The organism is Variovorax xiamenensis, assembly GCF_050916385.1.
Classification (GTDB): Bacteria; Pseudomonadota; Gammaproteobacteria; order Burkholderiales; family Burkholderiaceae_C; genus Variovorax.
Window position 1 is genome coordinate 2264382 of the sequence record NZ_CP139038.1, and the last position, 13815, is coordinate 2278196.

11 protein-coding genes are annotated in these 13815 nt (G+C 68.0%); 6 read left to right on the forward strand and 5 right to left on the reverse strand.

The genetic code is table 11. The features are described from left to right. Positions 1 to 24 precede the first annotated feature (24 nt). The 5 genes from SFB74_RS09970 (at position 25) to SFB74_RS09990 (ending at position 7512) form a co-directional block, all read left to right on the forward strand. Positions 25 to 1080, forward strand: coding sequence for a DMT family transporter (locus SFB74_RS09970; protein WP_432730644.1), 1056 nt, complete (start codon positions 25 to 27; stop codon positions 1078 to 1080). Positions 1081 to 1345: 265 nt separating this feature from the next. Continuing rightward, entirely contained in the window at positions 1346 to 2362 is a 1017-nt protein-coding gene (locus tag SFB74_RS09975; protein WP_432730645.1) for a patatin-like phospholipase family protein, read from the forward strand. Between the two features lie 369 nt (positions 2363 to 2731). Continuing rightward, a complete protein-coding gene (locus tag SFB74_RS09980; protein ID WP_432730646.1) occupies positions 2732 to 3523 on the forward strand; it encodes a transporter substrate-binding domain-containing protein in 792 nt (263 codons plus the stop codon). Between the two features lie 160 nt (positions 3524 to 3683). Continuing rightward, on the forward strand, positions 3684 to 3887 hold the full coding sequence (locus tag SFB74_RS09985; RefSeq protein ID WP_432730647.1) for a hypothetical protein: 204 nt from the start codon (positions 3684 to 3686) through the stop codon (positions 3885 to 3887). A gap of 319 nt (positions 3888 to 4206) precedes the next feature. After that, positions 4207 to 7512 (forward strand): autotransporter outer membrane beta-barrel domain-containing protein, encoded by a 3306-nt coding sequence (locus tag SFB74_RS09990; protein WP_432730648.1) that lies wholly within the window; start codon positions 4207 to 4209, stop codon positions 7510 to 7512. A gap of 25 nt (positions 7513 to 7537) precedes the next feature. Here SFB74_RS09990 and SFB74_RS09995 read toward each other — a convergent pair whose 3' ends face one another. Next, a complete protein-coding gene (locus tag SFB74_RS09995) occupies positions 7538 to 8521 on the reverse strand; it encodes a helix-turn-helix domain-containing protein (RefSeq protein WP_432730649.1) in 984 nt (327 codons plus the stop codon). Between the two features lie 97 nt (positions 8522 to 8618). Between SFB74_RS09995 and SFB74_RS10000 the strand changes: the two genes are divergently transcribed. Then, complete coding sequence (locus SFB74_RS10000) at positions 8619 to 9191, forward strand: hypothetical protein (RefSeq protein ID WP_432730650.1); 573 nt, start codon at positions 8619 to 8621, stop codon at positions 9189 to 9191. Between the two features lie 63 nt (positions 9192 to 9254). On the opposite strand, the gene SFB74_RS10005 is transcribed toward SFB74_RS10000, so the two are convergent. The 4 genes from SFB74_RS10005 to SFB74_RS10020 all read right to left on the reverse strand — a co-directional run bounded on the left by SFB74_RS10005 (position 9255) and on the right by SFB74_RS10020 (position 13803). Next, positions 9255 to 10331 (reverse strand): porin, encoded by a 1077-nt coding sequence (locus SFB74_RS10005; protein ID WP_432730651.1) that lies wholly within the window; start codon positions 10329 to 10331, stop codon positions 9255 to 9257. Positions 10332 to 10464: 133 nt separating this feature from the next. Further along, positions 10465 to 11427 carry a Bug family tripartite tricarboxylate transporter substrate binding protein gene (locus tag SFB74_RS10010; RefSeq protein WP_432730652.1) on the reverse strand — a complete coding sequence of 321 codons (963 nt, stop codon included), beginning with the start codon at positions 11425 to 11427 and terminating at the stop codon, positions 10465 to 10467. 44 nt (positions 11428 to 11471) lie between these two features. After that, positions 11472 to 12665 carry a DUF5624 domain-containing protein gene (locus tag SFB74_RS10015; protein ID WP_432730653.1) on the reverse strand — a complete coding sequence of 398 codons (1194 nt, stop codon included), beginning with the start codon at positions 12663 to 12665 and terminating at the stop codon, positions 11472 to 11474. 19 nt (positions 12666 to 12684) lie between these two features. Then, positions 12685 to 13803, reverse strand: a complete 1119-nt coding sequence (locus SFB74_RS10020; RefSeq protein ID WP_432730654.1) for a hypothetical protein — start codon at positions 13801 to 13803, stop codon at positions 12685 to 12687. Between the last annotated feature and the right edge of the window lie 12 nt (positions 13804 to 13815).

Sequence of the window (13815 nt, forward strand, 5' to 3'; positions counted from 1 at the left end):
TTTTCACCTTCGAGCGGGCCAGTCATGACGACGCGACATTTTTCCTTGCCTGCTGCGAGGGGCGGCCTGCTCGCACTGCTGGCGGCGTTTCTCTTCGGTGTGAGCACGCCGCTGGTCCAGCATTTCGGCAAGGGCGTGGGCGCCTTCACCACGGCGGCCTTGCTCTATGCGGGAGCGGCGGCAGTCGGCCTCGCGTCCCGCCAGCGGGTGGAGCGGGAAGCCCGAGTGGTGCGCGGCGACGTGCCGCGCCTGCTGTCGATGGCGGCCTTCGGCGCGGTGCTCGGTCCCGTGGCGCTGGCCTGGGGCTTGCAGCACACGAGCGGCACCAGCGCTTCGCTGATGCTGACCCTGGAGGCGCTGTTCACCGCGCTGCTGGCGCGATGGCTCTACCGCGAGACGATGGACCGGCGCGTGTGGGCGGCCATGCTGCTCCTGCTCGCGGGAGGCGTGGCACTGGTCCTCGACCAGGGGCGCAGCGGCGGTCCGCAGCTGTGGGGCCTGCTTGCGGTGCTCGTCGCGACGGCCTCCTGGGGCGCGGACAACACGCTCTCCCGGGCTCTTGCGGAGCGCGACCCGGGCCAGGTGGTGCTGGGCAAGGCCGCCATCGGCGCCGCCGCGACGGCAGTCCTGGCCGTGGTGCTGGGCGAGCCTGTTCCGTCGACGGCCGCCGCGCTCATCCTTCTTGCCGTGGGGGCGAGCGGCTACGGCCTCAGCCTGCGCTTCTATCTGCTGGCGCAGAGGGCCTTCGGTGCCGCGCGAACGGGCTCGGTCTTCGCCTTCGCGCCGTTCATCGGCGCGGCCTTCGCGATCGCGCTCGGCGATCGAAGCGGAACCTGGATCATGGCCATCGGCGGCATGCTGATGATGCTTGGCGTGGCCCTTCACCTGATCGAGTCGCACGCGCATGAGCACGTGCACGAGCGCCTCGAGCACGAGCACGCGCACCGCCATGACGACGGCCATCACGACCACACGCACAGCGTGCTGCCGGAAGGCTCCCACAGCCACGCGCACGTGCACGAGCCGATGCGCCATGCCCATGCGCACGTTCCCGACGCGCATCATCGGCACGCGCATTGAATCGCGCGCTTCCGGCCCGGCCTGTAATGAGGCGAAATGGATCGGCCCACGCGCAACCGCCACACTGCCTTGGTTCGGTTGCCATCAGTGGCGCAGATGAGTAAGACGATCGTCTTCTTCACTCCACGGCCGACATGCGCGACAGGATTCCACGGCGCGCGACGTTCGGGCCATTGCTCCACCTGCTGACATTCCGGCATCCCCGCCAGGGCTGGTGACGGGGACGCACTTGTCCAGCCATCCACTCGAGCAAGGAGCGACCACCATGTCTTTCAAGATTCTCTGCTGCGACGGCGGCGGCATTCGCGGCGTCATCACGGCGCTGCTGATCCAGGACCTGGATCGGAGCTTCGGCATCGTCAAGAGCGCGAACGGTTTCGCGGGCACTTCCACCGGGGGCCTGATCTCGCTGGGGCTCGTGAACAACGTGGCCATCGGCGACATCGTCAGCGTCTACGAGAACGACGGGGACCAGATCTTCAAGCCCAACGGCTGGCTGCTCGACGCGCAGGCCAGGCAGCAGGACAAGCCGCCGGCGCAGTCGACCGAGGAACTGCTGGGCAGCGGCCCGGGCATCTTCGAGTGCCAGTACGTCAACACCGGCCTGCAGACCGTTGCGCAGAACCTCGTGGGCAATGGCGCGCTGTCGTCGGCAAGCCGCTTCGTGGCCGTCAATTCCGCGCGGCTGTGGGACGCGAGCGAGAAATGCTGGGAGCCGTGCACCATCTCCAACGGCCCGAGCAACGCCTACCGCGGCATCAGCATGGTCGACGCCGCGCTGGCCACCTCGGCCGCGCCGACGTACTTTCCGCCGTACCAGGTGGGCAGCTTCGGCTACTTCGCGGACGGCGGCACCTTCGCCAACAACCCCTCGATGACGGCGCTCGTGGAGGCGATCTACCAGGGCTACGCCAGCGCCCCGTCGGACATCGTGATGCTGTCGCTGGGCACCGGCGTCAATCCGGTCGGCATTTCGCCAGGCTCCGTGCCCAACCCGCTGGACTGGGGCGTCACGCACTGGCTCTGGCCGTTCAGCAGCGGCACGGTGCCGGCGACGGCGCTGCTCAATCTCACGATGGACGCCACCGCGGAGCTGGCGGCGATCCAGGCCGGCCAGATGCTGGGCGGCAACTACATGCGCGGCAACGTGCCGCTGGCCCAGCCGTTCGCTCTGGACGACTACAAGAACGTGGGCCAGCTGGTGAGCGCGACGCAGAACTACATCAAGACCTCGCCCGACTGGGCGGCGGTGCGCAACTGGGTGGAGCAGAACTGGAGCTGAACGGGGCAGGGGGCGCCGGGCCCTGAAGCCCGCGATGCGCCGGCGTTCTCCCCGTAGTTGCTGAACTGCCTGCCGGCTCCGGCATCGAGCCCGGAGCCGCGCTTCGTCTTGCCACGCCTGCCTTTTCCGGCGTGGATCTCCCAGGCTGCCTTCGTCGGCAGTCCGCACGTGCCTTCCCCAATCTGGGGCGCGCCGGTCCCCGAATCGGGGCCGGGCCGCATCTTGAGCACCACATTTGTCTTCGGCGAAGGTGCATGAGCCTTGTATACCAGTGGCACGGTTCGTGCGACCCGGCGCCCGCGCGGCTCGGGCGACCGGCCGCGCACTCGAGATCGAACCCACACAACCACTACTCATCGTTCAGGCATCATGAATTTCGGCAAATTGCAGATGGTTCTCGGACTGGCGCTCAGCGGTTTCCTGGCAACTGGCGCAGTGCATGCGCAAAGCGCGCTGGACACCATCCTGAAGAACAAGAAGATCGCGATCGCGGTTCCCCCCGACTTCCCGCCCTACGGGGCGATGGACCGGGACTTCAAGATGCACGGCCTGGACATCGACATGGCCAACTACATCGGCGCCAAGCTCGGCGTGGAAGTCGACCTGATCCCCGTGACCAGCGCGAACCGCATCGCGTACCTGCAGAAGAGAAAGGCCGCGCTGGTCATTTCCACCCTGGGCAAGAACCCCGACCGCGAGAAGCAGATCGACTTCACCGCCGCGTATTCACCGTTCTACCAGGCCATCTTCGGGGCGAAGACGCTGAACATCAGGAGCTTCGCCGACCTGTCCGGCAAGTCGATCGCCGTCACGCGCGGCTCGGTCGAGGACCAGGAACTCAACAAGGTCGCGCCGGCGGGTGCCGACATCAGGCGCTTCGACGACAACACCCGGACTGTCTCGGCCTTCGTCTCCGGGCAGGCGCAACTGATCGCCACGGGCGCGTCGGTCGCGAACACCATCATGACCAGCAACCCCTCGCTCGGCACCACCTACAAGCTGCTGCTGAAGGAGAGCCCGAACTACATCGGCGTGCCCAAGGGCGAGGACGCGCTGCGGCTGAAGGTGAACGGCATCATCGAAGAAGCGAAGAAGAGCGGCGAGCTCGACCGGCTGTCGATGAAGTGGCTGGAGCGCCCGGCCGGAGAGCTGCCACAGTAGGCAACAAAAAAAGACGGAAGCTGTCGCGCCACGCGGAGGGCGCCGTCGCCGCTGCGATGGAAGAGCGCATGATGGCGGCCGGCCTCCGTGAGCGCGAATGCCGTGAAGCACCGGCTCGCAAGGAGCGGCTGCTTTTTCGACAAGTTTCCTGGAGACACGAGTGAATCGGACGGAGATCCTGGCTACGGCGATCAGCATGGCCCGAGACGGGCATGGGTTCACGCCGACCCATGCGCTCGACTGCATCGTTGCAATGATCGGCGAGGAGAACCCGCTGGGCGATCTCCACGATGCGAACGTCGAGCGGCTGCTGCGACTGGCCGCATGCATCTGGAGCCTGAAGCGCGAGTCGCTTCAGCCGTAGGCGTTGCACGCCGCTGTTCCTCCAGGCTTCGATACCCCCTGATCCGCGCAAGCACGCCAGACGGGCGTGAGGTGATCGCCGTTGCATTCGTGCCGGCGCAGGGCTGACGCGGGCTTCTCTTTTCGAGCGCGAGATGGTGGGCAAGGAGTGCCCGGCCGCGGGGCGATTTTCCGGTCGGCTGCTCGAAAACCTACACCCGATCCTCATTCCCCTATAAGCGAAACATTTTGTTGCGCTATGTAAGATTTCTCCCATGTCGAGGAGCGGCATTTGTTCATTCTTCATTGGGAAGAATGCCTTAACAACCAGGAGAGATCGGATGAATTTGTGTTACAGGACGGTATGGAACGCGGCGCTGGGCGCCTGCGTCGCGGCAGCGGAGAACGTGCGCGCGACGCGAGGCGGCAAGGCAAGCGGCTCGCGGCGTACCGCCACGGCAGGCGCGACCTTGGCGCTGGTCGCGTTGGCCGCCGGTGGAGTCGCGCAGGCTGCGACCTTCAACGCCGCCAGCGAGGCGGAACTGATCACGGCCATCAATGACGCCAACGCCAGCCCGGACCTGGCCTCCACCATCACCGTCACCAAGGCCATCACCGTCACGACGTCGTTGCCCCAGCTCTCGTCGAAAGTGACGGTGAATACCGGCACGTTCGCCACGACCATCGGGTCGGCTGCCGGGGCAACGCTGGACCTTCAGACTGGTGCAACCTATCAAGCCGCAGCAGTCCAGGTGGGGACTACTGCCAACACGACCGGAACCGTGGTTGCCCAGGGCAGCGGCACGACGCTGTCGGGTACGACCCTGACGACAGGGGCCGGTCAGAGCACGATCAGCATCCTGAAGGGTGCTTCCGCGGTATTCACGGGCAACCTGAGCACCGGGGCGGGCTCGGCCACCATCAACGTCGGGACAGGTGCCTCGGTGTCGGCGGACAACCTGAACTCGGGAACAGGCCAGACCACGATCAATGTGACTGGTGGCGGAAAGATTTCGGTCGACACCAACGCCAATCTGGGGGGCGGCAATGGCGCGGCGAACGGCGGCGTCACCAACGTCGTGGTGAGTGGTACCGGTTCTTCTCTGCGATCCGTCGGTGCGGGCGGCTACTACCACCATGCCGGCACGCTGGAGGTTTCCGACGGTGGCTTCGTCGGGGCCAACACGGTGCAGGTGGGGTTCAGAGCGGGCGATGTCTTCACTGCGACCGTGACTGGCGCAGGGTCTGTTTTCGGCAGCATCAACAACAATCTGAGTTTCGGCGGAGCAGGAACGGCAACTGTCACCGTGGCAGACGGAGCCAAGCTGACGTCAGGCACCAACGGGAGCAACCCGCTCTTCCTGGCCAATTCGGCGACTGGCGTGGCGACCTTGAACATCGGTGCTCCAGTGGGAAGCGCTCCTGTCGCGCCCGGTGTCGTGACCGCAAGCGGCATTACCTCCAGTGCCGGCCAATCGACGATCAACTTCAACCACAACGCGAGCAACTATGAGTTCGCGGTCCCGGTCGGAGGAACTGTCGCAGTCAATCAGATCGGCAGCGGCACGACCGCGCTGACGGGGGCCAACACCTACACCGGCGGTACCACCATCACCTCCGGCACGCTGCAGCTTGGCAACGGCGGCACCACCGGCTCGATCTCCGGCAACGTCGTCAACAACGCCACGCTGGCCATCAACCATTCGAATGCCTTCGGCTTCGCCGGCGCCATCAGCGGCGGCGGCGTTCTCCAGCAGCTGGGCGCGGGCACCACGACGCTGACCGGAACCAACACCTACACCGGCGGCACCGTCGTGCAGGCCGGCCGGCTGCTGGCCGGCAGCGCCGGTGCCTTCGTGCAGAACACCGCCTACACGGTCAACGGCGGCACGCTGGACCTGGGCACCTGGGACCTCACCGCCTCCAGCCTTTCCGGCACCGGCGGCACCGTGGCGCTGAACGCCCAGACCCTCACCGTCAACCAGGCCGGCGACAGCACCTACGCCGGCGCCATCACGGGCACGGGCGGCGTCGTCAAGTCCGGTGCCGGCGTGCTCACGCTCTCCGGCACGAACAACTACAGCGGCACCACCTCCGTGACGCAAGGCACCTTGCGCGCCGGCGCAGTGAACACCTTCAGCTCGAAGAGTTCCACCGTCGTCGCCAATGGCGCGACGCTCGACCTGGCGGGCCGCAACCAGACCCTGGCATCCGTGAACAACAGCGGCACGGTGAGCCTCGCCGGCACGACGCCGGGCACCGCGCTCACCGTCACCGGCCCGTGGGTCGGCAACGGCGGCACGCTGCGCCTGGGCACGGCACTGGGCGACAGCAGCAGCGCGAGCGACAAGCTCGTGCTCAGCGGCGCGACCGCCATCGCCAGCGGCACGACCAACGTGCAGGTGAGCAACCTGGGCGGCCTTGGCGCGCTGACCACCGGCAACGGCATCGAAGTCGTCAGCGCGATCAACGGCGCGACGACCACCGCGCAGACGACGAAGAATGCCTTCGCGCTCGCGGGCGGCCACGTCGATGCCGGCGCCTACGAGTACCGGCTGTACGCAGCCGATGCAAACGGCGCAGGCGAGAACTGGTATCTGCGCTCGACCGTCGCGGCGGTGCCGCCTGCCAACGGAGGCGGCAGCTCGGGTGGCGGCGTGGTCGTGCCGGCCTATCGCGCCGAAGTGCCGCTCTACGCAGTGCTGCCCGAGCAGTTCCGCCAGGCCAACCTGTCGATGCTCGGCAGCCTGCACATCCGCATGGGCGACAGCGGCCGTCCCGCCACCAACGACGCGGGCCCCGCCATCCCCGGCCAGAGCTACCGCCAGGCCTGGGGCCGCATCATCAGCACCGACCGCACCACCAGCCAGTCGGGCACCGTGAGCCCCACCAGCGAGGGCCGTCTCACCGGCTTCCAGGCCGGTACCGACCTCTGGGCCGATGCCAACTGGCGCACCGGCGTCTACGTCGGCCAGCTCGACGGCGACATGCGCGTCAACGGATTCGCCAGCGGCCTGCTCAACCTCGGCGTGGGCATCAACGACCTCAAGAACCGGTACTTCGGCGTGTACGGAACCTGGAAGAACGACGGCGGCCTGTATGTCGACGGCGTGCTCCAGGGTGGTCGCCACCGCTATACCGCATCGCCCGCGCTGGGCCTGGGCAGCAGCGGAAAGGGCAGCAGCCTGCTGGCGTCGATCGAAGTGGGCCAGCCATTCGGCATCGCTGCCGGCTGGACCATCGAGCCGCAGCTGCAACTGGTGCACCAGCGCGTGAGCCTGGACGACACCGGCATCGTCGGCGCGCTGATCCGCCAGGACAGCCACGACGGCTGGCTCGTGCGCGCCGGCGTGCGGGTCAAGGGCGAGATCGACACCAGCGCGGGCCTGGTGCAGCCCTATGCGCGGCTGAACCTCTACCACTCGGGCGGCGGCACCGACGTGGCGCGCTTCATCGGTCCGGCCGGCTTTGCCGACATCGCCACGCGCACGGGCGGCAGCAGCGGCGAGCTGGCATTGGGTGCCTCCTGGCAGCTGAGCCGCAGCACCAGCCTGTACGGCGAACTGGGCAAGCTGTGGGACATGAGCGGCGACGCGCGCAACAGCAGCGACATCAACGCCAGCATCGGCGTGAAGGTGCTCTGGTAAGGCGCCACCAGCGGGAGGCCGGCGACTATCTTCTGGTGTCGTCGGCCTCGAGCCGCGAGGTCTGCGACGGCAGCTCGCCGAACAGCCCCTTGTAGCTGGCTGCGAAGTGGCTCAGGTGGATGAACCCCTGGTCCGTCGCCGCCTGCGCCACGCTCAGCTCGGCCTGGCTGGTCGAGCCCAGGCGCTGCCGCACGAGGTTGAGCCGCAGGTTGCGCAGGTAGTGCGTTGCCGTCGTGCCGGTCACCTGCCTGAAGCCGCTCTGCAGGCTGCGCCTGCTGGTGCGCAGGCGCCGGCACAGCGCGTCGATGCCGGGCGGTGAATGCCCGCTGCCCGCCACGATGCGATGGCACTCCTCGACGATGAAACCGGCCGATGAGCTTGCGACGCTCTCACGCGAGCCGGCGGCCTGTTCCAGCAGATCCCGCAGCGACTCGAAGAGCATCGTCGGGGCCATCGGGGCGTCCATGCCCGGCTGCCGGGTGGCCGGGCGCTGGAGAAGCTGCCGCAGGTCCTGCCGCACGCGCCGCAGCGCACCGGCCGGCGCCTGCAGGACGTGGCGCGAGAGCAGCGAGCGCGCCTGCTGCGACAGGGGCCGCTCGTCGAGCAGCCGGCGGAAGTCTTCCTCGCGGAAGGTGACCGCCAGCAGCTCCATTCCCTTGGGGCGCTGGATGGTGAACTCCTCGCCGCTGCCGAGCACGAGAAAACTGTCGTCCCGCAGTTCGCGCCCCTGCACGCGGGGCGTTGCGTCGGGGGCGCCCTGCAGCAGCGCAAAGCAGATCTCGCCCGCGGGAAGGCAGCCTTGCTGCACCACCCGTTCGCTCATCCACTTGTGGAACACATGGACGCCGCTGGCGGTGGCTTCGGTCAGCGAACTGCGCATCGCGCCCGAAGAAAGCTGCGAGTAGCGCTGGTTCCATGCCGGCGCCGATGCACCGTGCACATGGAAATCGTCGAACACATCCACCTTGACCGGCATGGCGATCATTTCCTTGCGGTTGCTGCGCGTCACGTCATCGCATCGATTTGCCGATTTGGGCTACCGCTCCCGCCGGGCGCCAAAACATACTGGGCCGCCCGCCGGGCAAGCAGAGCAGAAGAGAAATTCTATGACCATGACCCAACAGCAGATACAGCAGGACATGATCGGAGAGTGGGCGAGCATCGCCCCTGAAATCCGTCCGAGCGCCAGCAAGAATCCCGACGGCAGCCTCAAGCCGTTCTACCTGAGCCGCGAGTTCAGGTACCTCGAGGGCGACGTCTTCGAGCTCGCCATCCTCAACTCGGCCGACCCCTACGGCAAGGTGCCGCTGGCGCGCATCTTCATCCGGGGCCATGTGTCCTGGCGCGGCCCTCACCCGATCTCCGTGGGCGCGCAGAAGGTCGACTTCGTGGCGGACGAGGCTTATGAAGTGACGCCGCTGCACCCCGGCTTCGTGGAACTCCTGAACAAGGTCGCCGCGCAGGGCTACGACAAGTGGGAGGCGCAGAAGCCGCAGAGCATCTTCGGCAAGTCCTTCGCGCCCTTCGGCCTCGTCGCGGGCCGGAACTTCATGGAGTACGACCTGGTCCACATCTACCGCGGCATGTTGTTCTGGGGCGCCCGCAACATCGATGGCCGCGGTTTCGACAGCGAGGAGAACAGGCCGACCAATCTGCAGATTCCGCTGGTGCGCAGATAGGCCGGCCGCTCCCCGCGAACAGAGCGCATCGATAGCGGCACCCGGCAAGGGTGCCGTGTGCCCTCAGAAGTTGTGCGAGATGCCGAACTGCAACCCCCTGGCCCCCGCACCCGGCACGCCGGCCGGCGACGAATCGCTCACGACGTACGCCGCATTGCCGCGGTTGCGGATGTGCGAGTAGGTGCCGTACAGCGCGGTGCGCTTGCTAAGGTAGTGCACGTAGCCGATGGCGTACTGCGTGGCGTCGTCGCCGTCGATGCCCGGACCCGAGCGGCTGGATCGTGCCGCCGAGGCCTTGATGACGCCCGGGCCCACCGGCACGCTCACGCCCAGCATCACGTTGACCTGCTTGTCGCCGTCGGCCTTCTGCCGGTAGTAGTTGGCGTAGAGCTTCGCGACGCCGAAGTCGTAGGTGCCGCCGATGCTCGCCACGCGGTAGTCGGCGATGCCGACCGGCGTCACGCCGTAGGCGGCCGCGACGTCGATGGTGCCGTTGGACCAGCCCAGTCGCGCGCCGCGGTAGCGTGAACCTTCCTGGCCTTCGGGCAGCGCGTACATCGCCTGCCCGTAGAAGCCGCCCAGGCCCTTCGGCAGGAAGTAGCCCACCGAGTTGTTGGCCCGCGCCAGCGTGCGCGCGCCGCCGAGGCCGAAGGGCCAGCCCTCGACGATGTTGGCGGAGCCGCCGACGCCCACGGTGCCGAAAGGCGAGAACTGCGAGATGTTCCAGAAGGTTGGCGTGTAGTCGCGCCCGAGCCGCACTTCTCCGAAGTTGTTGTGCGACAGGCTCAGCGTGGAGCGCCGGTGGAAGCCGGTGCCCTGTATCTCGCCCGTGTCGGGCAGCAGCGCCATCTCGAGCCAGAAGCTCGCGGCCAGCCCGCCGCCCAGGTCTTCGGTGCCGCGAAAGCCGAGGCGGCTGGGGAAGATGTTGCCTCCCTGGTCCATCGACTTGACCGAGGCGCCACCTGTCTTCGGCCAGGTGATGTTCATGTCCAGCGTACCGAACATCTGCACGCTCGATTGCGCGCTGGCGCCCGCGGTGGCCGCCATGCAGATCGCACCCGTGAAGGCGCGCGGCAGCAGCCTGCGCCGTGGCACGGCGGCGGCAGCAGCGGGCGAGTGGTTGGTTCTGATCCTCTTCATGCTTGTCTCCTCGTTGTAGAAATTCGAAAGGCGTGCGCCGGCGCACGGCGCTTGCGCCGCAAGCACCGTGGCGTGGGAACCCGGGGGTAAGGAAAGATGGCGCGGCGGCGTGCTGCGGCCGCGCCGGGCACCGTCAGTCGATGCGGATGTTCTTGGCCTTGATCAGCCGGCTCATGGCCTGCGCTTCGCGATCGACGGTGGCGGCCGCCTCGGCGGGCGTGCTGCCGATGGGGTCGAGGCCGGCGTCATTGATCAGCTTCGCCAGCTCGGGCGAATGCGTGATGGCGACGATCTCCTTGTTGAGCCGCTCGATGATCGCGGGCGGCGTCTTCGCCGGCACCCAGAAGCCCAGCCAGGTGAAGACCTCCACGCCCGGATAGGTCTCCGAGAGCGTGGGCACGTTGGGCATCGCCGCGCTGCGCTTGTTGCCGGTGTAGGCCAGTGCCTTCACGCGCCCCGACTTGATGTTGGGCAGCGCCGAGACGGGCGGCTCGAACCCCAGCTGCACCTGGCCGGCGATGAGGTCCGGCGCGGCGCTCTGCTTGTAGGGCACGTGCAGCAGCTCGATGCCCGCGGCTTCCTGGAACAGCTCGAATCCCAGGTGCGAGGTGGTGCCGGAGCCGTAGGAGGCGAAGGAGATCCTGCCCGGCTCCCGCTTGGCCATCGCGACCAGTTCGGGAATGTTCTTCACTGGCACCGCGGCATTGGCGAGGATGAACGACCCGCCCTTGAGCGCCTGCGTGACGGGCACGAGGTCGTTCTTCGCGTCGTAGGGCATCTTCGAGAGCAGGAACGGCGTCATCGTGAACGGGTTGCTCGTCGAGAACAAAATCGTGTAGCCGTCGGGCGCAGCCTTGGCGACCGCGTCGGTGCCGATGGAGGCCAGCGCGCCGGGCCTGTTCTCGACCACCACCGGCGTGTTGAGCGCGCGGGCCAGCCGGTCCGCGTAGGCCCGGGCGAAGAGGTCGGAGCCGACGCCTACGGGCGTGGGCGTGATGATCCTGATGGGCCGGCTGGGCCAGGCGGCCTGGCTCCATGCGGTGGCGGACAGGGTGGCGGCGGCCAGCGCCGCCAGCAGCGGACGTGCGAATTTCATTGTCTTGTCTCCTTGTATTTGCTTGTCTCGAGAGCCGGTGCCGCTCAGGCAGGCAGCGGTGGATAGGCCGTGCCGTCGAGGCCCGGCACCACCACATGCGACGGGTCGTTTCCGTGCGCCTGCAGCTGCTCGACCGCGTAGTCGGTCACGCAGCCCGATAGCAGCTGCCGCGGGTCTTCCAGCACCACGCGCAGCCGCGTGTTGAGAGCCCGCCAGTCGTCGGGCCCGGCAATGGCCGGCATCTCCGCGACCGCGCGTGTGTCCGAAGTCAGCACGGGGCGCGTGGTGGATTGCGGCTCGTAGCGCGGATAGCCCTCGTACATCAGCGACCCGAGCTCGCTCACCGCGCGTGTATGCGCCCAGAGCTGGCGCATGGGCGTTTCGAAGGCGCGCACCGCGGCGATGTCCGAGGTCGCGTCGGGCGGCAGCGTCGGCGCATGCGGCGCGATGAAGAGCCGGTCGAGCGAGAGCTCGTGGCGCGAGGCGCCGAGGATCATCGCGGCCACCGAGTTGGTGGTCCACGTCACGCCGGCGGTGGGGCGGCCCTGGCGGCCGACCACCAGCGCCATCGCGCGCGACCAGTCGATCCGGTGGCCGTGCAGCCAGGCGATCACGCGGTGGCTGATGTCCATGCCGACCAGGAAGAAGGTCGCGATCATCACCGCGTTCATCGGCACCGTGGCACCGACCGCGGAGCCGGTGGCTTCGAGATAGTGCTCGCGCATGTCGGCGGCGGTGAACGACTCGGGCCGCTGCAGCGCGCGCTCCAGGTAGCGCTCGGTGAGCACGCAGGAGTAGTGCACCAGCTCGGCGATGCGCTGCTCGCGGCCGCGATACGCGGCCACCGCGATCACGTCGCGCCACAGCGCGACCGAGTTGGCTTCGCGCGCGCTGCGCGTGGCCGCCAGCAGGCGCTCGGCCTCGCGGCGCCACAGCATGCCGTCGGGCTCCACCAGCCGCATCTGCAGGATGGAGGCGACGGCCGGGCCATGGTGGGAGATGCCGGCGAGTTCCTTGAAGCCGCGCGTCGAGAGGCGGAAGCCCTGGACCTCCGGGTCGCGGCCTCCGCCCGGAAACAGAACCACGTCGGCGCTGGTGGCGACGATGAGCGGGTCCGCCGCGGTGGCCGCGCCGGTCAGCGCGGCCAGGTTCGCGCCGATGCCTTGCGGGCCGCCGGTGTAGGTTTCGAAAAGGCGCAGCAGCTCGGGGCTCTGGTGCGGGGCGTGGGGTGTGTTCATCGGGTCACCTCTTGCGGGTTCACCTGTTCAGCGCGAGCCGGTAGACGCGGCTCGGCGTGCGGAAGCGCACTTCGGCGCTCAGGCTGTTTGTGACGACCAGGTAGCGCTGGCCGCCGGACTCGAAGCTGGCGGCATCGGTGCCGCCCGAGGTCGGGAAGTTCTGCACCGGCACCAGCTCGCCGCCGCGCATCCGGTAGATCACCGACTGCAGCTGCGTGATGGGCGCTTCGCGCGTGCCGTGCAGGAAGTTGACGAGCACCAGCCAGCCGCCGTCGCCATTGCCTTCGCTGTCTGGAATCCATTCGAACTCCCGGCCTCCGGGGCCGCTGAGCACCTGGTGCGGCACGAAGCGCCCGTCGCTCCACTTGTACAGCGTGGTCTTGTCATGCAGGCAGGCGAAGGCGAGCCAGTGCGCGCCCTCCGCGTCGAAGCGGCAGAAGGCGCGGCCGCTGCGGCCTTCGAGTTCCTGCCAGGGTTCGAAGCGCTCGCCGTTCCAGCGCAGCAGTTGCGAGGGCACCGACTGGTCGGCATAGGCCAGCAGCCTGTGTCCTTCCACCTCGAAGAAGGCCCAGTTGTATCCCCAGCCCGAGCGCACCGTCTGGAAGAGGCGGAAGGCCTGGCCGTCCCATTCGAGGATGCGCGATTCGGCGCCGGAATCCGCCGGCGTCTCGCCGTGCGACACGCCCTGCGCCAGCGCGAGGAAGTGCCTGCCGTCGATTTCGAAGTGCGTCCACTGCTTGGCCGCCATCGTCTCCACCCGCTGCAGCACCTCGAAGCGCCCGTCGACCAGTTCGAAGATGGTCGACTGCGTGTGGAGCGAATACGGGTCCGAGCCGGTGCGCAGGCTGGCGGTCGCGACGAAGGCGCGCGTGCCGATGCGGAAGAACTCCGCGTCCTCCCCGCCGGGCACGGGCAGGCGCGCGTGCTCGACGAAGCGGCCGCCGTCCTGTGCTCCTTCCTGATCGTCTTCCCACCGGTAGACCAGCGCATCGACGTCGCTGTTGCCCAGCGTCATCTGCGCGGGCTGGCCCGCGACGTCCTGCGCGAGCTGCGGCACGAAGAGATAGCGCACGCCACCGTCCTCGAAGATGCCGGCCGCGCGCGCGCCGGAGGTGTCGAGTTCCTGGATGCAGTCCATGGTCGCGTTCCC

What these genes read in the sequence shown, in the direction of transcription:
- SFB74_RS10000 (WP_432730650.1), top strand. Translation starts at nt 8,619, where the DNA reads ATGACCATGACCCAACAGCAGATACAGCAGGACATGATCGGAGAGTGG.
- SFB74_RS10005 (WP_432730651.1), bottom strand. Translation starts at nt 10,331, where the DNA reads ATGAAGAGGATCAGAACCAACCACTCGCCCGCTGCTGCCGCCGCCGTG.
- SFB74_RS10010 (WP_432730652.1), bottom strand. Translation starts at nt 11,427, where the DNA reads ATGAAATTCGCACGTCCGCTGCTGGCGGCGCTGGCCGCCGCCACCCTG.
- SFB74_RS09980 (WP_432730646.1), top strand. Translation starts at nt 2,732, where the DNA reads ATGAATTTCGGCAAATTGCAGATGGTTCTCGGACTGGCGCTCAGCGGT.
- SFB74_RS09970 (WP_432730644.1), top strand. Translation starts at nt 25, where the DNA reads ATGACGACGCGACATTTTTCCTTGCCTGCTGCGAGGGGCGGCCTGCTC.
- SFB74_RS10020 (WP_432730654.1), bottom strand. Translation starts at nt 13,803, where the DNA reads ATGGACTGCATCCAGGAACTCGACACCTCCGGCGCGCGCGCGGCCGGC.
- SFB74_RS09990 (WP_432730648.1), top strand. Translation starts at nt 4,207, where the DNA reads ATGAATTTGTGTTACAGGACGGTATGGAACGCGGCGCTGGGCGCCTGC.
- SFB74_RS10015 (WP_432730653.1), bottom strand. Translation starts at nt 12,665, where the DNA reads ATGAACACACCCCACGCCCCGCACCAGAGCCCCGAGCTGCTGCGCCTT.
- SFB74_RS09975 (WP_432730645.1), top strand. Translation starts at nt 1,346, where the DNA reads ATGTCTTTCAAGATTCTCTGCTGCGACGGCGGCGGCATTCGCGGCGTC.